The sequence below is a fragment of the Bradyrhizobium sp. S69 genome, from assembly GCF_009766005.1.
GTDB lineage: Bacteria > Pseudomonadota > Alphaproteobacteria > Rhizobiales > Xanthobacteraceae > Bradyrhizobium.
On record NZ_LMUK01000058.1, the window covers coordinates 27831 to 46921 of the forward strand.

A 19091-nucleotide genomic window follows, 5' to 3' on the forward strand; every position below is an offset into this window, starting at 1 on the left:
CAATTACTGAAAGCCAACCCGTCCGCCCCGAGGGGCCCACTCCAGCCGGCTTCTCGCTGGCCGGCGGCGGCACCAACTTCAATGTGGTCGGATCGGGCTACGGTCGCTCCGATCTATTCCAGGCCGGCGCCTTTATTCGCCACACGGTTGGTGCAGCATACATCTCCGGTGCGGTGGCCTACGGCTGGCAGGACATTACCACCGACCGCACTGTGACCGTAGCCGGCGCCGACCATCTGCGCGCCGAGTTTGACGCCAATGCCTTCTCCGGCCGTGTCGAAGGCGGCTATCGCTACGTGACGCCGTGGCTGGGAGGCGTCGGCATCACGCCCTATGCCGCGGGCCAGTTCACCACCTTCGATCTGCCTTCGTATGCCGAGTCCGTTTTGTCCGGCGCCGGCACCTTCGCGCTCGCCTATGGCGCCAAGGATGTCACGGATACCCGCAGTGAACTGGGTTTTCGCACCGACAAATCATTCGTGGTGCAGGACGGCATCCTGACCGTGCGCACGCGTTTCGGTTAGGCGCATGACTTCGATCCGGACCGCTCGATCGCCGCCACGTCCCAGGGGCTGCCGGGCGCGAGCTTCGTGGTCAATGGCGCGGGGCAGGCCGCTGACTCCGCGCTCACGACGGCTTCCATCGAAATGAAATGGAAGAACGGCTGGTCCGCGGCCGCCACCTTCGAGGGCGAGTTCTCGAACGTCACCAGCAGCTACGCCGGCAAGGGTGTGGTGCGCTACGCTTGGTAGTCGCTCGCAGTCGCCTCGCGGTCACTAGAGGAGATTAGCAATCGAATATAAGAATCAACGAGTGCTCGATATTTTCGCCCGGCAATGGCTCGGCATGCATCCCGGCTTCGTCGCTGAGGCCGTGGGTGTACGCTCGGGGCTGAAGTGAATTGCGGTGATGTAAATGCTGCCGAGGGTGCACAGGACGGCCAGCGACATGCCAACCACCCTCACGCCGCCCTGAACCAACAACCCTCCGAGACGCATCCGCATGCCTCAAGTATGTAGCGGCGAGTAGTTAAGCGATCGTAGGCGCGCGAAAGCGGCCCCGTCGTCCCAGGCGTTGGCGGCGCGTGCGTGGCGCCAAGTCTCTGCTCGTCGGCTTGGGTTTGGGTCATCTAAGCGGCTTATCCGCAGGATGGGGCCATTCTTTCGATCGCGTCGCAATCCAATGCTTGGCTTCTTTCTCGGTTTCGAAATCGCCAACATGTGAATCTGGGCCGTGGCCGGTTACGACCGCAACAAACCAGCGGCCGGATTTGCCCATTTGGGGCGCGAACTTCGGCTTTTCCGTGCCGATCGCGGCGACGTCCGCCTTGCGTTCTGCTGGTCGCATGTTCGGCGCGGGTTTTATAAGCTCGCCGTCTCTGGTCCGGCACCGATCGCCAGCGAAGCGCTCGAACGGATTGCTGGGCTCTACGCCGTCGAGAAAGATATCCGAGGGTGCGGGAGATGGCCGACCGAGTGGTGAAGAACGCGAGCAAAGCATGAGTAAAGTCGCAAGCGTTCCCGGCGTCATGTCCGGCAAGCCCGTCGTCGTCGGCACGCGTATTCTGGCGGAAACGATCCTGAGCTACTTGCGCGCCGACGTGCCTGCCGAACGGATTTTCGCCGACTATCCGTCCTTGCCGGATGATGGTGTAGAAGCAATCCGGCGATGGGCTGAAGTGACGTACCGACCCGACTGGAAATCGAAAACCTGATATCTCGATAACAGAAACATAAAAGTGCGCCGCCCGATCTTCACCGGATCCAAATCAATATTTGATAGGCGTTCACGATGCCCGAGCAGACCCAAATGTTCATCCGCCTCGCTCTAACCGGCGACGTCCAGATGACGCCAAACAAGGACGGACTGTTTACCGCCGACCAAGTCGCGGTGCTGGCGGCCAAGCGCTACTGCAACATCCACAAGGTTGAAGATTACTCGATCGATATCAAGTGCAAGGTCCGCGGCGAGTGGAAGCCCGCCAAAATCATGGCCACCGACAAGGGTCTTTGGTCGCCGGTCGAAATCTTCACTGCCTGCATCAAAGCCGCCGGCAAAAAGGTTTACGTCGTCGGCCCGGACACAAAGCTCAGCAACCCATTTCGAGGTGACCTCCGTCTCAACGAGGGCCTGATCGCCTCGATCGTGGGTGCAGCCGGCGTGAACCCCTATCTGACCAGGGCGGCGCAATATCAGGTTTGCCATCGCGAAGGCATTCCCGACTTCTGGCAGGGTCCCAAAGAGAACCTGTTTCAGGCCCATATCCGCGATCGATTTCCGGAATATTCCGGCCAGATTCGCGTGAAAGCTGCCGCCGGCGACTGGACGCTGCCAATGTTGATGGTGATGTGCCAGTCCAGAAAAGCAGCCAAGTCTTCCGACTACCGAAAGTCGTTGTACGCCTTGAGCGAGGCCGGCTTGATCGAGCTCACGATGGGCGGCCGCTACGGCATCGGGACCGCGACCTTCGACTGGCTGGAGCCGGCATATCTGCAGCCGCCACCGTCGCGGCTCGATGCTGTTGATGACGAAGCGATGGCGACGCTGGAGGCGTTGTCGGGATGACCAAGCTCTGGATCTGGTCCGACCCTCATTACGAACATAACGACACGATGACGGCACACCCGGCGCCGAATCACGACGTTTGCGTGATCGCCGGCGATTTCTCATACCTCGAGCAAGCCGTCGAAACGCTCAGTGCCGAGCCCGGTCATTGGATTGGCAACAGGCAGACAGTCTATGTCCCCGGCAACCATGAATTTTATCGCACGCGCCGCGGTTCAATGGAGTCAGCAGAGCGTGCCGCAGCCGAAGCCGCAGGCGCCAGCAGGCTTTTCCTGCTGAATCCGGGTGAAGTCGAGCTCAATCGGATCCGGTTTCTCGGCTGCACGCTTTGGACCGACTACGCCCTGTACGGCGACCTCGTTAATGCCATGGCCGACGCACAAATCGGAATGAACGACTACAACCTGATCCGCACCGAGGACGGGGCGCCTCCAGGTAAAGCCATCCGCTTCACACCAGACGCCGCATTCCGCCGCCACATCCGCGAACGCAAGTGGCTTGAAAAGAAGCTGGCCGAGCCGTTCGACGGCCCAACTGTCGTCGTCACGCATCACGGCCCGTCGCCGAAATCTGTCCCCGATCGCTTCGAAGGCGACCCGCTGACGCCGGCATTCTCATCCAACTTGGAACACATCATTGAAACGTATCAGCCGGCCGCATGGATTCACGGCCACACCCACGACAGCTTCGACTACATGATCGGCAAAACCCGCATCGTCTGTAACCCGGCCGGCTATCCCCATGAGCCCAATCCGGACTTCGTCCGCGATCTCGTCATCGAGATCGATGACTATGAGCCGACGGCGACGATGAAGATGTAAGATTGCGACTTGCAGCCCGGCACCTCATAAGATCGCGATGCAAACACACTTCACCGCAGACAACCATTTCGGGCACGCAAGCATCATCACCATGTCGGCGCGCCCGTTCGTGACCGTCGAGGAGATGGATGAGACAATGATCGCGAACTGGAACGCCGTCGTGTCGCGCGGCGACAACGTCTGGCACGTTGGCGACTTCGCCCACCGCATTGACGCCAAGCGTAAGCGTGCCATCTTCAGCCGGCTCAACGGCTCCAAGCATTTGGTGCAGGGCAACCACGACGACGCCGACACCCTCAAGCTCGGCTGGGCCAGCATCGGCCAGATCAGGCAGATCATCCTCGAGGGCCAGAAGATTGTGTTGTGCCATTACGCCCTGCGGACCTGGCCGGGCTCACGCCGCGGCGCCATCCATTTATACGGTCACTCTCACGGTACGCTGCCCGGCAATGCGCAGTGCCTTGACGTCGGCGTCGACTGCTGGGACTTCCGGCCGGTAACGTTGGCCGAGATCAAAGAGGTCCTGGAGCGCGAGCCCACCGCGGGAATGGTGCCGTGATCTCGACCTCGCACCGCTGCAGCCATCATCACGGTCCTTCCAGCCAATAGAATGCGTCTGTTGTCAGCACCCAATTCATATTTGGACCCCAAAAAACCACTGGTTCGCTTCCGACCGAGGTCGGTGCTTCGTCTCGATCAAGGCCGGCCAGGTAATTTCTCAGCCGACCATCGAGCATATTGTCGAGAATCTCCCATGAGCGGAGATCGACCTGTTTGATATCCGGATCGAACTCGTCACGTTTCGGCGCCCAGCCGGTTTCCAGCCGCTCCAGCAGTCTTTGCATTACGTCCGTCATCTGACGTCGTTCTCGCCGACAACGCGGCAGAATCCGAGACATAGACTGTCGTAAAGCGCGACCGCCTCGGCGTATTCAGCATCGGACTCATGAGCCCTTCGCGCCAATGTCCAAGTGCTGGCGACCGATTCCGCAGGGACCGCGATTTCGCGATCCCCCACTGTGTAACGTCGCAACCATCGCGTTTTGTCAGCCATCAGTGCCTCGACGCGTGTTCGTCACGAGCGGTCACCGTCGCAGAGATGATCTTCTGCAACTTCCTGACGCTTCCGTTTTCACCCCACATCCGGGCCACGACTGCCAGCTCATCCGGCGCCAGCGCAGGCATAAACGACGCCGGCTGCTTCAGCTCCGCCGCCAGATCCCGCAGGATCGACGCCGCCAGACCGGAAACATGCTCGACGCCCGGCGACTTGACCTTGATCGCGCGCAAGCGGTCCTTGAGCGGCGACGGCAGCTTGGCATCATCGTTCGCGGTCATGCAGTAACACACGTGCGACAGATCGCATTCGACCTCGAGCCCCGGATCCGGGTAGGTCCGCGCCGTTTCACGCTCCAAGAACGGCATCAACGCGTTTGCCAGGTTGCCTGCGGTGTAGCCCATGCCGGCCTTGTCGATCTCGTCGATGAGCATCAGCGGGTTCGCGACCTTGTGATCAGCGATCGCCGACAGCGGATAACAGGCAAGCGCGGTCGACCACCTTTTCGGCGTTCCAGCAAATGAGTTGTCGCTGCTGCCGGCCGCATCGTATCGGCGCAGCGGCGCACCCAGCAGTTCCGCAAGCCGACGCACAAGGCGTGACTTCCCGCAGCCGGGCTCGCCCACCAGCACAAACGGCCGAAACCGCAATGGCTCATCCTGGCGCAGATCGACCAGCATCATATCGATGGCCGCGGTCGCATGCGGGAACTCAGCCCGCAGCACATCCCGGATTTCCCTTAAGTCAGGCGTCATCAGCAGCGATGTGGGACGGCCGACCAGAGCCTTGTACGGCGCCTGGAGCTTCGGCTCGCCGACAATCACGGTCACTACCCACTCGCTGGACTGGTAGGCTTCCACGTCGCCCGCTGCTTGCAGCGAACCGAGTTCCTGGATCAGGCTACTCGCCCGCTCATGAACCCGTTCAGCGGCTTCGACAGCAGCAACAGCCGCGGCGGCACGATCTTCCCGGTCGCGATCCTTCTTGGCAGCCAGCGCCCGCAGCCACTCCTTTTCCAGCACCGCCTTGAACGGGTCGTCGCCGATGGCTGGAAAGCCGTTTGCCATGCATTCCCAGCGCTCAAAGCGCTTCATTGCTTCCGGCAGCAATCCTTGCTCGATCGTCGTCAGATCGCCCTCCATCTCGTTGAACGCGCTCAGCAGCGCTTCCATAAAACCGAATGTCCACGGCTGACCTGGACGCGCCGCCAGCATCAACCAGAGCAAATCCAGCCCGGTGCCGTTATGATGCAGCCGGCGTCGCAGATGCAGGCACCGTCGCCTTGTGTGGTCAGGATGCCACTGCGTGAGCTGCGTCATGTGCTGCGCGGTGAACGCGATATCCGGCCGTGCCGCCGTCGTTGCCAGCGCCACCTTCCGCAGTGCCATTTCCCAGCTATCCGTCAGCAAAATGTCCAACAGCAAATGCATTTTCGTCGCTCCGGAAACCCCTAAAATGACTCGTGCGCCTGCTGATTCGGCCCTATCCTCAAGGACCGATCGGACGTGATCTGAATACTGATTTTGGTGTGCTTTTGGGTTCGACATGAAATTCGTCGTACAGCAGAACCGTCAACAATGGGTTAATCTCAAGGATTCGATGAAATGGTGGTTAAGAAAACGCGTGGCCGTCCGCCAGGTGATCCGCAGGACATCCGAACCGAGCGCATCGCGATCCGTGTCCACCCGGATCTGCTGTTCGAATTGAACGTGCTCGCCAGGTACGAGGGCGTCACCCGATCGGTGCTGATCGAACGCCTGCTGATCCGGCTGGTCAATGACCACTTTGGCAGGACCGTGGTCGACCGGGTTGGACGCTATCTCAACGAGCCGCCCACCGCCGCAGACGACCGAGCGCTCGGAAAAGGTGTGGAATACCTCAGGAAGGAAGTCCGCAAAGTGAGGAAGTCACGTCAAACGGGGTGATGTAAGTAAGCCACGTTTTTATTGGGTTTCTAGCGCTGCCTTTTATTTAGGCGGCACTTTTTAGGTATATATTCCTAGAATTTCACAATCTTAATGCGAGTGGTACATATAACATATCTTATAGATGTAAATTAAAACGATACCTCAATCCTAATTCTACAACAGATGTAATGACTTAATCTCTTTGCCCTCGTGATATGGCTGTCTATCCCTCATCGAAAAACATCATTTTGAGGGCTAAACAAAAGTACCCGATATCGGTGTACCTAAAAGTCTACACTACTGGGTACTTTTCCCAGATCGGTTGATGGGCTCAAAAGTCACCGAGCACGGGTACTTTTTTCGACACTTATTCAACAGCCACACGCATTTCCTCAAAAACCACTTATCCCGCAAAAGTCACCATAGACGGGTACTTTTCAGGCGAAAATCGTCAAAAATAAAAGTACCCAGAACTGCAGATCAAATTGGGACCTTTCTGAGGGAAGGGTTGAGGCGAAGACATAGGTTTCATGAGTAATAGACGAGTTCCATAATTCTGATTCTGAAGTTGTATCAATGGTTTACGAACAATCGCGATCCGTACGAATCCTTAAATAGCAAGGGTTTAATTAATCCTTCCAAAAACCTCCGCTCAATTAATTCTTCCAAAAAACTACTACACGTTTTAGTCCGCTGACTACACGGCTGGCGCCCGAACAACCATCGACCAATTTTCATATTGGATTCTGAACGCCTGACGGCGAACAGCCACTCGCAACCCTCTTGGCAGCATGCTGTCGATCCGGAGCGCTGCGCGGCATTTGCTGTCGACAAGTTTCGTTATCGCCGGCTGCGCCGTTAATGCGCTGGCGCGGTGAAATGACATTCGAGCTGACGACCAGCAAAACCGTAACTACTGGTCATTTGGCCGGATCTCGGCTCGGCTGGTAATGGCGACAGCAACAAGATCAGATTCTGGTTTTGCCGGATTTCTGCCGACGGATGCTTCGCCTTCTTGCGTCTTGCCGGTTTTACCGGGATTCTGGCCGGCATGACTTACCTTGAACGATCATCTGTCGAACAGATCGACCATGTACGGCTGACAGGTTTCCAGCGTGCTGGAACACGTCCCAGCGGTAAACTGCGTCGTCCTACGCCGGAATCTGCAAAAGCTCGTGCACGGGCTTCTGGCCGGCTCAGGACGGCTGTCTACAGATGCAATCTCGACCGGAACAAGAAACCCGAGTCTAGCGTCGTCGCTATGGCGCTTTTAGCCGCCGTCGTCACCCAAACCTCGCTGAAGGCATTTGACGCGGCTTCTGTCAGCATCGTGACAGCTGCTTTTGCCGATTTGCAGGAACGCGGCTATGAGCGAAGCGAAATTGAAGCCGTTTTCAAACGGTTCAGAAAGATGCTGGTCGCTCGGCCGGACTTCGTGTCGAACGAATAGTTGACATTTGACCGGATCCCGTGATTCATCGTTCTGTGACCTGGCAAGTTACATGATCTGGAAAACCCGACAGATGTCCAAATCTGTCGGGTTTTTCGTTGCTCGTGAAACGACGTTTTACAAATCTGCTATTCAAGTAGCAGATTCTCAAATTCATGGTTTGCCGGATTTCAACCTGATGTTTTATACTCGGTCGCTGGTCCCGATGTGATATGTCGCAAAAGTCGGCAAACGAACGATCAAAATGCATATAAAGCCCGGTCGAAATCCGCCGGTGAACCGCCCTCGTGGGCGGTCGCAAACGCATTCATGGCTGTCGTCATCGAAGCGAAGCTGAATGCTGATCCCGATATTCCATATCGATTAATCATCGATCGCGTCGCGCGACGTCGTCAGCTCCGATCCACAATACAAGCGCGATGCAGTTCTCAACGTCGTGCCACGTTTTGCCGGACCACGTTCTCGCCGACCACGGGTTTGGTGAGAACCAATGGCACGTAGCACAGCAGATCAAATGCGGATCAACAACCAGAAGATAGTTGATGCATTGGTCCGTGCTGCCTCACGAACGCTCACGCGTGCAGCCGGCATGGCTCAGGATCACTTCATCACTGCCGAAAAGGCTGCATTCAAATCGCCTGTTGCTTTCCAGACCAGCACGTTCCGCACCGTGGGTCCGCGCTCCGATTGCGGTCTCGACTACTTGTCCGTGTTCTTGCTTGGCCATTTTCTTTTCCTCCTAGGACCGAAAGAGTACATCGACTTGAGCGGGATTAATGGCGGCGAACTAGCGATGAATCTCACGTTCGAGCGCGTTGACGACAGATGTCTCCTTTGAAGTCGATCCCGACCCTGTCTCTCATCGGGACGCCATTCTTCATGTCGAGAAAGAACTTTCGCATTGCCATACCTCAAATCGCTTCAAGAACAGAACATCATCAGTGCGGGCGGCAACATAGGAAAAGGCTTGCCGGAACTCCGCGCCTTGACCTGAGTGGCAGTGGACGTTTCAGCAAATAGCCATGGCGGCGCAGCCGCCTCGACATCAGGCCATCAATGCGCGGTTTGGGCAGCTTTCGACTTTCGAGTGTCCATGCGCACCGTTTGGGTCAATCCGATGGATCAGGTTTCGTTTCCGCCTGGGCCCGACGACGGCGAGGGAACGGAAGGCTCCCCAACGGATTGGCCCAGCCCAAGGAGTAGACAATGTCAGAGAAAAATCGCGACCCGGGCATATCCAAAGACTCTGGTCCGATGGACATGGCAAAGTCGGCAGGATAGCGAGTCCGTGGGAGCGCGTACCAAATTGGTTCCCCGGCCTCCACGTAGATTTGGCCTTCACAGATCATCAGCCTGACGGCCATCCTCTCCGCTTTCGTGAGCCTTTCGGCGAGATTGCCTGCGCCCTTGAAGTTGAAGTCGGCGGTCTTTAGACGGCAGGGGAGATATCGGAATAATAACCCTTCCCAATGCGTTCCTTGCCGAATTGCAAGCGCCGCCGGGTTGTCGATGCTGAATTCCGCGGACGCGTTCGGCGTCGCCTTGGTGGTACTTGAGGATTGCGATGATTTTGTTGAACAGTCAGTTTCATCTAGGCACGCAATAAATTGCGTGATCTCGGCTTATCATATAGCGGAGTGGATTTGGGGCGACTGGCGACCATCGTATTGACACTCGCAACGCCATATTGGCGGGTAGATGAAGAGCCATTTCCAATCAAGGGGTGCCGTGATGGAATTCATCGCCCCGCCCGTGCGGCAACGGGAAACCATCATCCCGTTCGCCGACGCAGACAAGGCCCGCGGACAGATTGGTCGATTGGTTGGCGACTATTTGGACCACGTCGCCCTCCCGCTGGATGCGTGCCTTGCACGGCGATCGTGCCGGCGGCGAGGATGATGCGCTGCTGACGTTCGTAGAGCGACGGCCAGATCACCAGGTTGGCGACACCGGTTTCGTCTTCGATCGTAATGAACATGACACCCTTTGCGGATCGGCGTTTGAGGTGCAGTGGAATGTTTACCCCGCTGAAATCCAAAACCCTCTAGGCGGCGCTCCAGCGGCGCCTGACAGGCATCCGCAGGTAGTTCACAGGGTGCTAGCTAGGCGGCAGGATCCGTGCGGTCGACCTAAACTCCATTGGGGCCTGGGATCGGTATTGGGTCAAAGGGAAGTAAAACCGGAAAAACTTCCCATTTGTTCGAAGAACAATATTCTGTGCGTGCGCAGGAGGATTTGCGATACGCGTTTTTCTGTACAACAGCTGGCAGCCGCACGAACCCTCGCCGACAACAAGATCGCCATTGCGCGGGCGATGTCTGAGGGCGGCAACCTCCGGCCAGCGTCTCGTGGGCGGCGCGGACTACCGCCTCGGCGTCGATGTCGAATTTCTACGTCAGCGATCTTGCCAGAGGCGGCCAAGCTTATGCATGGCGACGAAGCGACCTTCGAGACCGATGTAGTGCTCCCAGCCTAGTTCGACTGCCGCTTCAACCGCGACGCGCGCACGGGTCGTGCCGAGAACCGCCTTTTTGTAGGTAGTGTCCTGATGCTCGAAGAGCAATCGGCACGGCATGGAGACAACCGCCGTCGGAATGCGTTGCTCCTGAAGAATGTCCCGCGCCTGAACCGCGAGGTGCAGTTCCGAGCCGGTGCTCAGGATGGTGAGCTTGCGCTCGCCGCCCTCGGCCTTATGCTGGATATAGTCACCCTTGGCCGACTTGTTCTCGTTGTCGGGTTCTCGACGCAACAGCGGCATCGGCGGGCGATGCATTCGACGGAAGAGCGGATGTGCCGCCTTGATGGTGCACGACGGAGCCGGGAACGAAACGCTTCCTTACACCCACGAATTTCTCTCTCGGATCCTAGGTGCCAACCGGAAATCCGTGACGCTTTCAGCGCAGTCGATGCAAACCGGTTGCCTTATCAGCTATCGTCGCGGAACGATTCAGGTCCTTGATCGCCCGGGCTTGGAGAGCCATTGTCGCCGATGGACCAATTCGCGAGGTCGCCATCCTTGGAGACCTGGAAGGCACCGAGCACCGCGACGTCGAGATGACCACCGCGCATCATCGCGAACGACAGGCTGGAATCGAAATACGATCCGCCTCGCTTCAGTGAGATCGGATTCTTGCCAGCATTGATCGACTAAGGCGGCCGGCTCGGACGGCAACTGAGCCCGCAGCTAAAGGGCTCATCTGCCGCTTCGGATCGATTCGGCACGGTCAAGAATTGACGAAATCGCCGGCCAGTGCATGTCCACGGGATGAGGCACTTCAAGAACTGAGGTGGTCCCGGTTTCCGGGACAGTTTGGCGGCAAGGCTAAGATGGATTCCGGGTTGATTACGCCGCCAGTTTCTCCTCAGTTTGCTGCATAGCATAGACCTCGTCGGGCGTCCTGCCGCCAAACGTCGAGTGCGGTCGATTGGCATTGTAGTATCCGATCCAGCGTCCGATGCCGGCTCGTGCTTCGCTGCCGGTTTCGAAGGCGTTCAGGAACACGCACTCGTACTTGAGGGAGCGCCACAAGCGCTCGATGAAGACATTGTCCATCCAGCGACCACGACCATCCATCGAGATGCGGATGCCGGCCTCCCTGTGCCCGTAATGTATCCTACAGGTAAATTAATGTATCTTACATGTATAATACATTGCTAATGGAACCCGGCGGTGCCGAGGTCTACGTTATTTTGACGCAGCGGCTTGGTTTGCAGACTGGCTTGCCGTCGAACAAACCGACGTTCCGCAGATCTCCCGGCGGCCGCCAGTGCGGATACTTCAGGCACGCGCGCTTTTCGGCTTCCAGCGTTTTCCGAAGATTGTCGGCTAGCTCTGGTGTGCGCTTCGCTCTGCTTCGATCATCGCGAAATACGCAAGCGCTTTCGGCGTAAATCTTTGGACCGGCTTTACCATGGGATTTCATCCATGACGGGATAGCCATAAGGCATCCGGGCGATGGGCCAGTTTGGACGTGGCCGGCGGCGCGGCGGCCCGGCTGATGATCGCGTTAGGTTGCTAATCGACGTCGAGGACGACATCCAGAAGCTCTGCGATACCCACGGCTGGTTGTTCGCTGCCATGGACCCTGACGCGCCCAAGAACAACGACCGCGAACCGCAGCGGCTGAGCGTGCTGGCCAACGGGATTTCAGGATCATCGACATTCACTTCGGCTGACCGGGTGGTGCGAGTTGCCATCATTGGACGCCGAGACCGCAATCCGCGCCGGCAGTTTCCGGCATCAAGAAAGAGACTTAAATGTCCACATTCATGCGCACCAAGATGCAGGTCAACAAAGTCGAGCGGCATCCTGGGATCGACGTCATCACCTGCAACGCCGTCTGCAGGTCCATGTCATATCCCGAAGACGGTTCGGACGAAGACAACACCTACGCGAAGTTCAGCCCGAATGGCGCGCTTTCGCTGACGATCGCCAACCCGGCGCTGGTCGGCAAAATCGAGCCCGGCCAGAAGTTCTATCTCGATTTTGTCAAAGCGACGGCCTGAGCCGATCAGCCCAGCCGGCGGTGGCGCACATAACACCGGCAGTCGGAGGCGGCGGGGTTCCTACAATCCTACCTGCCCACGGCACGCAGCGGTCACATGGTTCGGGATTCTCATTCGGGAAACCCTCACTGGGGGACGCGCCAGCCGGCTTGGGATAGTCGCTGATCCGACAATTAAGGGCATGTGAAAAGGTCAAATTTCGACCCGATCCCATGCCCTTAATTTTTTCCGACTGATGCCCATAGGGAAGTAAATCGCATTTTAGGTAACCTGACGGAGCAGGATTTTTGGCGTCACTTGTGACCTGTCACGGGTGACATGCGTTCCAATAGTGGCCCCCCGTTACATGGGGTACTTTTGTAACGCTTATTCATGGCCGACCTGGCGGCGCGTCCGCGGAACCGGGGTGCGCGGCCGCAGTGCACTTGAATGTATTTTACATTCAAGTGCACTGCGGCCGCCGGCGTCAGCGCAGCAGCGCGCCCAGGATGTCGGTCTCGGTGTCCCAGTCGATGTGCGCGAACGGGTCGACCTTCACCAGCTTGGTCGGCGCCGGGATCTCCGCCACCGGATCACGCTTCTTCGGGCCACGCTTCTTCCTGGGCTCCAATTCCTGGAACTTGAAGTCGAAGAACTCGATACGGCGGCCGCGCTTGGTCAACCGATTCTGGCCGAACCATTTCAACTTCAGTCCTCCGGTGGCGACGATCTTCTCGATCGCGTTGGGCAACGTTCGCCCGGTAAAATTGTCGATCCGGTCGTCCTGATCATCGCAGCCGAGGTATTTCAACAGGTTGTTCCGCGGCGCGCGCCATCTGAAGGATCTATTGGGCAGCTGCTGCGCCACCATCAGCGAGCCGAAGACTTCACCGGTGTTCGCGATCAGGCAGCACAGCGTCAAATAGAGCCGGATGGCGACCGGCGAGTGCAGCTGGCTCAGCGTGGCGAGGTTGATGACGGCGTGGTGCTTTGTATCCTGCTGGCGGAATTGATCGCTCAATGTCCAATGCACCATTCCGGCGTTGATCGATGACCCCGGCATCGGTCGTGAAGGCACGTTTTTGTAGCCCACAGCTGGAACGCGTTCCGGCGGCGGCGTCAGATATTTCGGATCGTGGTCTTGCCATTTATCGAGGATGGCGTTGAAGATCTTTTTGAGTTCCTTGCTGAATTCATGGCCTGACATTTCCGGGGCCAGGAAGGATTTAACCGCGGCCACCGGCATTCTGCTCAGTACAGGTTCCCCGTATTTATCCGGATCGGCGTTGCCGGCCAATAGCACCAGCAACTTCACCGTGCGCGGCGTGTAAGACAGCATTCCAAGAATGATTTTTTGTGAGATCTTAGCGTGCGCTACCATGGGATTTCCTCCAGATCACCGCCTCGGGCGATCTTCAGTTTGCGATCGAAACGATGTGTTGGCGACTTGGCGGGCAAGATCGGTGCCGGTTTCGTCGGGGCGGACACCACCATGGCGGCCTCGGAAGGCGCTGGATCGGCCGGCTTGGCCACACGCTTGGGAAAGCCGACGAAGGCACCGCTGCCCATCGCCCTCGGCTTGGGCGTCTCGAGCGGCGGCAGCATCTTCTGGTAGATGTCGATCAACTGGCGGGCCTGCGACATCGTCAGCCGGGTCAGCGACGTCAGGCCGAACAGCCCCGCTGCGCGATCGCGGATGTGCTCGTCTTTCTCGTCCGCGGCGGTCCGGGCGACCGCGTGCAGCATCCTCTGCTGCTCTGGTGATGCGTCACTCATCGGTGGTAGACCTCCGGCGCCGCCAACACTCGTTCCAAATCCGCCAGCACGGCGGCCGACGGGATCCACTCCGGATTGCTCTCGGCGTTGTGCGGCAGCGGCCGCTCGAGGATCTGAACGCCCTTCACGCGGTAGCGACCGCAGAACCTGCCCGCGGGGCGCTCCGCCAGGATGTAGTTGCGAACCGGGCGCTTGCTGCAGCCAAGGATTGCCGGCGACGCGGCGCCCGTGAGCTTTCTGGTTCGAGTAGGGCTTGCCCTCGGCGCCGGCCGCCAGCTGCATCTGATTGGTGACCGTGGTCGGATGGCAGCCGATGACCTTCGCCGTGGCGACACGATCGAGGCCGTTCGACTTCATCGTGGAAACAATCAGGTCTCGGTCGCACCAGCTACCCATGATCAGCGCGCCTCATCTGAGCGGCGGATCTCGCGATGCCGGCGAAGGCGATCGCGCAGATGCGACTGGAAATCCTGCAGCATCTGCAGGCGCTCTTCCGCGTAATGAATCTGATGATCGATGGCCCGGGCAAGATGCTGGTCGAGCAGTTCCTCAGCTCGTGGCGGCCATTTGTTGACCGCGGAGCGCGAAACGTTGCAAGCAGTGGCCAGCGCCTTCAGCGAGCCCTTGAAAACCCTGCGCGTGACATAGTCGAGGCGTTGTTCCGGTACATCCGGCAGAGGCATTTTTACGCGCACTGGATCAGCCCCGCGTCCTCGGCTTCGATGAACTCGATCGAATCCTTGATCGGTTGAACCAGCTTGAGCGACACCGGGCCGTTGTTGATTCTCAGCAACATTTCCAGGATGTCTTTCGCGGTCGCGACCGGCATCTTCCGCAAAATCACGTCGCAGCTGATCACCTTCAACATCGTCAGGGTCAGCGGCTCATCGGGTTCGTCACGCAGCTCACACAGCCACGCGGTAGGCGTGCTGATCGAAAACTCGGCCATATGCTTGCGGAAGCGGTAGGCGTCCTGGATTTCGGCGGCATCGAACATGGTCTGCGGTCTCCTTCTTTTCCCGTCGAACGCATAAACTACGGTGTACAACATGCGTCAATCTGTATTGTGCGGAAAACTGTTGGCAACTTTCCGGATCCCGAAGGACAATGGGTTAGGTCAAAATCAAGGACTCGAAAAATGCTGCGAGCAATTTTTGCTGCCATGGCGTCCGGAATACGCAAGCTGTTCGGCTTCGCGTATTCCTTTGTAACCTGGCCATTCGCGCTATTCGGCGGCCGCGCGCGCCGTCAGTCGGCCGGCATCGACTTGGGTGCGGCGAAGGCGGTCGAGGACAAGGTGGCCGCGGTCGGCATGAAGCCCGCGGACTCGACGTCATCACATCTACGTGATTCGCAAATGCGCGATGCGCAAATTGCTTGGTCGTGGATCACGACGTCGATGCTGACGCGCCAGCCGATGCCGGTTCCGAGCGCGTTGAGCAAGACGATGAAATCATGGCTTCAAGGACTCGATCATGGCCAACTCACGGCGCTCCAGAACGCCGACGCCAAAGGCCTCTTCGAGCATTCTATCGGTAAACACGCCATCGCCAGCGTGCCGCGTGTGCAGCCGCTGGCGATGGTTTCAATCGTGTTTCCAAGGATAGCAGCTCGCAAATCTGATGACGAGATAGCAGACTTGCGATCGTCGCCGGCTTAAGAGATCAGGCCGGCCTCGCGCAGCGCGTCCAACTGCTTTGACTGTCGCAAGGCCAGCTCCACGACCGTCTTGAACTGAGCCATCAACGTAGCGAACGCGGCCTGCTGCTGGGAGAGAGCATGCTCTTGCTGAGCATTCTTCTCCAACAAGCCGTTCATGGCGGCGTTGATACGGTCCCAGCCGTCGTCCGCGTCGTTATATTCCGCAACAACATCCGCGACGTTATTGCCGGCGGAAACCAAGGCGGCGCCGATGGCGACCGCCAATGATGCCGTCGCCCCAACACCGAACCCTGATGGCTTAAAATGATCACCGTTCACGGTTTTCTTCCTTTTCGTTATACTTATTAGTCGTTTTAACGTCGAACCCATTTGACATTTACGATAAACCATTTAAGGATGCTGCCGGTAAGAAGTTAAACTTTGCATCCAATCCTTGGAGGGCAATCCAATGCGCACCACCCTCGAACTCAAATCATCCATCAGCCTTCTGAAAAGGTTGTGCGCTGACGCCGCGCTCATCGAAGTCCGCGGCAAGTGGTCGAGCTGGCGCATCGAAGAACCGGTCGGCAGCACGCCGTGGAAGCGCGTCATAGAGCCGCCTGTGATCGAGCTGCGCAACGCCGGCTTTATTGTCGGAAGCGATGAGGAAGATCCCACCTGTAAAATGGGGGGGCACTACAGGCGTTACACCTATTCCCTCACCGACGCCGGGCGCGCGTGGCTGGCGGCTCATAACGCGCCCAAGGATCCGACATGACCGATGCCGACACGACCACTCAGGCTGGCACTACGATCGCCTCCACGCTGCCGGCCGTCGAAACGAAGCTCGAGGGCGCCCTCGATACCGCCAAGACCGACGTCGCCGGCGACGCCAAGGCTGCCGAGACCGACGTCGAGACTGCGCAGACCGCCGTGAAATCGGCACTCAGCAATGCGTCCGCTTCTGCTCACACCGCGATCGACCGCATCGAGGCCAGTGGTTTCGTCAGCAACGAGCTCGAGAAGGCCAAGACCATGCTGGTTCACGCACTGACGTGGATCGAAGAGCACGTCCGCAAGGTCGGTGACGCCATCTAAAGCGGCTTCCAAGCCGCCTGCCCCACCCCCGTTCCTGTACGCGTCGAGTGATTCCTATCCCGCCAACAACATCAGGAGTCCAGAATGGACGACGAAAAACAACCGATGCCCGTGGTCGAAAAGACCGCGGCGACCCCGGCGCCGCTGCCCGCCGGCAGCATCCTGGGTACCGAGACGGCTGCGAAGCCCGCTCTGGCGCCTGCACCAACTGCCGCCGCGCCGTCGCCCAAAGCGCACGCCATCGCTGCCGTGCAGGCTGCGGCCGTCATCGTCAGCGCGCTGACGCCGGTCACCAACAACAACCAGACCGCGTTGCGCATGCTCAATGACGCGACGGGGCTGTTGCAGAAGGTTTGATCCAATGCGGCGCGCTCTCGTCGTCAGTGATGTGCACACCGATATCGAAGGCAACGCTGCTGACGAATTGAAGTCGTTGTGGCGTCGCCTCGATTTCGACGTGCTGCTGTGCTGCGGTGACGTGCGCGCACCGGGACACAAAAGCATCGAATGGCTGGCGTCGGTATGCCCGCACAAGCCGGTGCTTTATGTCCCCGGCAACCACGACTTTTATTCGTTTTTCTCGAAAACAGAACCGTCGCTGAAAACCACGTATTTGCGTGAGCGTGACGCGATGCGCCGCCGTGCTGAGGAGTTGGGAATCCACTACCTCGATAACGATTCCATCGTGCTCGAGGACTGCACGCGAGTCCTTGGAACGACGATGTGGACGGACATGATGTTGCGTCCCGGATATCAAATGTTTGGTGATGCCGTGCGTACCGCGGCCAAGCAAATGAACGATTACCGCTGCATCAAAACCGGCGAAGGCCGCAGCCGGGACAACTTCCAGCCGCGGGATTCGATCGCGGCCCACGTCGAGGCGCGCCGCTGGCTGCAGGAGCAGCTGGCGATCGAGCATCCCGAAGGCGACACCATCGTGATGTCGCACATGGCGCCGCATCCGAACAGCCTGCTGCACGGTCGCGTCGTGGATCCGCTGGACTGCTGCTACGCCTCGGATTTGACGCCAATCCTGACCGCGGACACGGCCCCGACCCATTGGTTTCATGGGCATATTCATTCCAGTCGAGACTACGTGATCGGAAACACGCACGTCGTCTGCAATCCCAGGGGCTATCCGACATCGAGCTTGAAGAACGCGCCGCGCGAGAATCCGGATTTCAACCCGGAGCTGGTGATCGAAATCGGGCGCGAACCCGTGCCGCAGATGAGGATGTAGGAATGCGTTTCCAAATCTCCATCGACATTTCTGACGAGAACAACGCGATTATTCGATTGCTGGCGCAACTCACCGGGCTTCAGGATCATGAAGTCGTTGAGCGCGTGATCAACTTCATGATCGCGCAGGCCAGATCGGGCAATGACACATCCAAATTCAGGAGCAATCCTCTCCCATTTATTCTCGGAAGTTTTCCGGAAACTGCGCAACAAAAGCCAGCAAAAGTAGATGAGTTGATTGAGGATTCGGTTGCTCTCAGCGGGTTCGATTTTCGCAAATTGATGGATAAGCCTAAATGCGCCGCTCTCGCAATTACACCTACGTGGGCAAACGCAACCAGGTCGAGCAGAACAATCCGTCGTTGCCTGAGCGCCGGACCACGCTCGGCCACATGCAGCTCACGCCGCCGTGCATCTACCTGTTCCCCCGCAGCGTTCCCACGGTGCGAAACAATCCAGCTCCAGAGCCCCACACGCTCGAGCAGATTGGATTCCTGGCTGCGATCCACAAGTGCTTCGGCGGCTACGACGACGAAATCCACAAGGCGCGCTTCCTGGTGGCGAACAACGACGTAGTCCGCACGACGTCGTTCGAGCGAAACAGCGTCGTGCAGCACACCTCGCGGGCTACGCCGATCCGGCGGAAATGACCGAGACGCCTGAGGCGCTCCGCCAGCGCACAATGCAGGCGGTCAAATCCAAGAACACTAAGCCTGAACTGATCTTCCGCCGGCTTCTGCAGCGCTGCCGGATACCGGTACCGGTTGCACGGCAAAGCGCTTCCGGGAAAGCCAGATCTGGTGTTCGCCGGGAGGCGGAAGGTCATCTTCGTCACGACTGCTTCTGGCACGGTCACGATTGCAAACGCGGCGCGCGCATGCCGGCGACCAATGCCGCCTAAAAGTCAGCTAAGATTTCCCGCAACAAGCAGCGTGATGCGGAGCATATCCGCGCGGGCTGGCGCGTGTTGACGGTATGGGAATGCGAGACCAAGCTCCCATCACTTATGCAACGATTGCAGCGCTTTCTCGTTCGCTGATCAATCGGGTCGA

Annotated in this window: 24 protein-coding genes and 6 pseudogenes; 19 read left to right on the top strand and 11 right to left on the bottom strand. The window is 58.5% G+C overall.

From position 1 onward, the window contains the following. Window positions 1–38: 38 nt before the first annotated feature. The 6 genes and pseudogenes from GSQ88_RS30890 to GSQ88_RS30915 all read left to right on the top strand — a co-directional run. A pseudogene (locus GSQ88_RS30890) lies at window positions 39–752 on the top strand (autotransporter outer membrane beta-barrel domain-containing protein); the annotation flags it as partial. A 553-nt stretch (window positions 753–1305) separates the two neighbouring features. Beyond that, window positions 1306–1455: pseudogene (locus GSQ88_RS30895) on the top strand (IS66 family transposase); the annotation flags it as partial. Between the two features lie 73 nt (window positions 1456–1528). Beyond that, complete coding sequence (locus tag GSQ88_RS30900) at window positions 1529–1714, top strand: DUF433 domain-containing protein (protein ID WP_210253935.1); 186 nt, start codon at window positions 1529–1531, stop codon at window positions 1712–1714. A 77-nt stretch (window positions 1715–1791) separates the two neighbouring features. Beyond that, entirely contained in the window at window positions 1792–2565 is a 774-nt protein-coding gene (locus tag GSQ88_RS30905; RefSeq protein ID WP_159011747.1) for a hypothetical protein, read from the top strand. After that, window positions 2562–3386 (top strand): metallophosphoesterase, encoded by an 825-nt coding sequence (locus tag GSQ88_RS30910; RefSeq protein WP_159011749.1) that lies wholly within the window; start codon window positions 2562–2564, stop codon window positions 3384–3386. Before GSQ88_RS30905 ends, GSQ88_RS30910 begins: the two co-directional genes overlap by 4 nt. Window positions 3387–3423: 37 nt before the next feature. Continuing rightward, on the top strand, window positions 3424–3945 hold the full coding sequence (locus tag GSQ88_RS30915) for a metallophosphoesterase (protein ID WP_159011751.1): 522 nt from the start codon (window positions 3424–3426) through the stop codon (window positions 3943–3945). 28 nt (window positions 3946–3973) lie between these two features. Here GSQ88_RS30915 and GSQ88_RS30920 read toward each other — a convergent pair whose 3' ends face one another. Together GSQ88_RS30920 and GSQ88_RS30925 are read right to left on the bottom strand one after the other, a co-directional pair. Next, the gene (locus tag GSQ88_RS30920; protein ID WP_159011753.1) at window positions 3974–4243 is read right to left on the bottom strand and encodes a hypothetical protein; all 270 of its coding nucleotides are present in this window, start codon (window positions 4241–4243) and stop codon (window positions 3974–3976) included. A 196-nt stretch (window positions 4244–4439) separates the two neighbouring features. Beyond that, window positions 4440–5873, bottom strand: a complete 1434-nt coding sequence (locus tag GSQ88_RS30925) for an AAA family ATPase (protein WP_159011755.1) — start codon at window positions 5871–5873, stop codon at window positions 4440–4442. A 174-nt stretch (window positions 5874–6047) separates the two neighbouring features. Between GSQ88_RS30925 and GSQ88_RS30930 the strand changes: the two genes are divergently transcribed. The 3 genes from GSQ88_RS30930 (at window position 6048) to GSQ88_RS30945 (ending at window position 8638) form a co-directional block, all read left to right on the top strand. Then, window positions 6048–6368, top strand: a complete 321-nt coding sequence (locus GSQ88_RS30930; RefSeq protein ID WP_159011757.1) for a ribbon-helix-helix protein, CopG family — start codon at window positions 6048–6050, stop codon at window positions 6366–6368. A gap of 997 nt (window positions 6369–7365) precedes the next feature. Further along, window positions 7366–7800: a hypothetical protein gene (locus GSQ88_RS30935; protein ID WP_159011758.1), complete on the top strand. Its 435-nt coding sequence runs from the start codon at window positions 7366–7368 to the stop codon at window positions 7798–7800. 490 nt (window positions 7801–8290) lie between these two features. After that, entirely contained in the window at window positions 8291–8638 is a 348-nt protein-coding gene (locus tag GSQ88_RS30945; protein WP_159011761.1) for a hypothetical protein, read from the top strand. 933 nt (window positions 8639–9571) lie between these two features. On the opposite strand, the gene GSQ88_RS35420 is transcribed toward GSQ88_RS30945, so the two are convergent. Continuing rightward, on the bottom strand, window positions 9572–9778 hold the full coding sequence (locus GSQ88_RS35420; RefSeq protein WP_210253936.1) for a hypothetical protein: 207 nt from the start codon (window positions 9776–9778) through the stop codon (window positions 9572–9574). Between the two features lie 417 nt (window positions 9779–10195). Beyond that, on the bottom strand, window positions 10196–10558 hold the full coding sequence (locus GSQ88_RS35865; protein ID WP_246785146.1) for a transketolase-like TK C-terminal-containing protein: 363 nt from the start codon (window positions 10556–10558) through the stop codon (window positions 10196–10198). A gap of 43 nt (window positions 10559–10601) precedes the next feature. Between GSQ88_RS35865 and GSQ88_RS35870 the strand changes: the two are divergent. Beyond that, a pseudogene (locus tag GSQ88_RS35870) lies at window positions 10602–10715 on the top strand (Crp/Fnr family transcriptional regulator); the annotation flags it as partial. A gap of 46 nt (window positions 10716–10761) precedes the next feature. Here the strand turns inward: GSQ88_RS35870 and GSQ88_RS30960 are convergent. Next, window positions 10762–10944, bottom strand: a pseudogene (locus tag GSQ88_RS30960) (CoA-transferase); the annotation flags it as partial. Between the two features lie 199 nt (window positions 10945–11143). Next, window positions 11144–11395, bottom strand: a pseudogene (locus GSQ88_RS30965) (integrase core domain-containing protein); the annotation flags it as partial. 674 nt (window positions 11396–12069) lie between these two features. Here GSQ88_RS30965 and GSQ88_RS30970 point away from each other — a divergent pair. Next, window positions 12070–12306 carry a hypothetical protein gene (locus GSQ88_RS30970; RefSeq protein ID WP_159011763.1) on the top strand — a complete coding sequence of 79 codons (237 nt, stop codon included), beginning with the start codon at window positions 12070–12072 and terminating at the stop codon, window positions 12304–12306. A gap of 466 nt (window positions 12307–12772) precedes the next feature. On the opposite strand, the gene GSQ88_RS30975 is transcribed toward GSQ88_RS30970, so the two are convergent. The 4 genes from GSQ88_RS30975 to GSQ88_RS30990 are packed head-to-tail and all read right to left on the bottom strand — an operon-like array spanning window position 12773 to window position 15058. Next, window positions 12773–13666: a replication initiation protein gene (locus GSQ88_RS30975; protein ID WP_159011771.1), complete on the bottom strand. Its 894-nt coding sequence runs from the start codon at window positions 13664–13666 to the stop codon at window positions 12773–12775. Then, on the bottom strand, window positions 13660–14457 hold the full coding sequence (locus GSQ88_RS30980) for a hypothetical protein (protein WP_159011773.1): 798 nt from the start codon (window positions 14455–14457) through the stop codon (window positions 13660–13662). Before GSQ88_RS30980 ends, GSQ88_RS30975 begins: the two co-directional genes overlap by 7 nt. Window positions 14458–14459: 2 nt before the next feature. Then, on the bottom strand, window positions 14460–14744 hold the full coding sequence (locus GSQ88_RS30985) for a helix-turn-helix domain-containing protein (RefSeq protein ID WP_159011774.1): 285 nt from the start codon (window positions 14742–14744) through the stop codon (window positions 14460–14462). Window positions 14745–14746: 2 nt separating this feature from the next. Further along, window positions 14747–15058: a hypothetical protein gene (locus GSQ88_RS30990; protein ID WP_159011775.1), complete on the bottom strand. Its 312-nt coding sequence runs from the start codon at window positions 15056–15058 to the stop codon at window positions 14747–14749. Window positions 15059–15199: 141 nt separating this feature from the next. Here GSQ88_RS30990 and GSQ88_RS30995 point away from each other — a divergent pair, with 141 nt between their 5' ends. Continuing rightward, window positions 15200–15721 carry a hypothetical protein gene (locus GSQ88_RS30995; protein WP_159011777.1) on the top strand — a complete coding sequence of 174 codons (522 nt, stop codon included), beginning with the start codon at window positions 15200–15202 and terminating at the stop codon, window positions 15719–15721. On the opposite strand, the gene GSQ88_RS31000 is transcribed toward GSQ88_RS30995, so the two are convergent. Further along, window positions 15718–16041 carry a hypothetical protein gene (locus GSQ88_RS31000; protein ID WP_159011779.1) on the bottom strand — a complete coding sequence of 108 codons (324 nt, stop codon included), beginning with the start codon at window positions 16039–16041 and terminating at the stop codon, window positions 15718–15720. The two genes, GSQ88_RS30995 and GSQ88_RS31000, sit on opposite strands and share 4 nt — an antisense overlap. 130 nt (window positions 16042–16171) lie before the next feature. Between GSQ88_RS31000 and GSQ88_RS31005 the strand changes: the two genes are divergently transcribed. From GSQ88_RS31005 to GSQ88_RS35880, 7 genes and pseudogenes are all read left to right on the top strand, one after another. Continuing rightward, window positions 16172–16480, top strand: coding sequence for a hypothetical protein (locus GSQ88_RS31005; RefSeq protein WP_159011781.1), 309 nt, complete (start codon window positions 16172–16174; stop codon window positions 16478–16480). Next, window positions 16477–16800 (top strand): hypothetical protein, encoded by a 324-nt coding sequence (locus tag GSQ88_RS31010; protein ID WP_159011783.1) that lies wholly within the window; start codon window positions 16477–16479, stop codon window positions 16798–16800. The genes GSQ88_RS31005 and GSQ88_RS31010 overlap by 4 nt, the downstream gene beginning before the upstream one ends. A gap of 84 nt (window positions 16801–16884) precedes the next feature. Next, a complete protein-coding gene (locus GSQ88_RS31015; RefSeq protein ID WP_159011785.1) occupies window positions 16885–17157 on the top strand; it encodes a hypothetical protein in 273 nt (90 codons plus the stop codon). Window positions 17158–17161: 4 nt separating this feature from the next. Further along, window positions 17162–18040 (top strand): metallophosphoesterase, encoded by an 879-nt coding sequence (locus GSQ88_RS31020; RefSeq protein ID WP_159011787.1) that lies wholly within the window; start codon window positions 17162–17164, stop codon window positions 18038–18040. Between the two features lie 295 nt (window positions 18041–18335). Then, window positions 18336–18689 carry a hypothetical protein gene (locus GSQ88_RS31025; RefSeq protein ID WP_159011788.1) on the top strand — a complete coding sequence of 118 codons (354 nt, stop codon included), beginning with the start codon at window positions 18336–18338 and terminating at the stop codon, window positions 18687–18689. Further along, window positions 18686–18895 (top strand): annotated as a pseudogene (locus tag GSQ88_RS36040) (PDDEXK family nuclease); the annotation flags it as partial. The gene GSQ88_RS31025 and the pseudogene GSQ88_RS36040, both read left to right, overlap by 4 nt. Beyond that, entirely contained in the window at window positions 18804–19010 is a 207-nt protein-coding gene (locus tag GSQ88_RS35880; RefSeq protein WP_246785148.1) for a very short patch repair endonuclease, read from the top strand. The pseudogene GSQ88_RS36040 and the gene GSQ88_RS35880, both read left to right, overlap by 92 nt. Window positions 19011–19091: the final 81 nt, after the last annotated feature.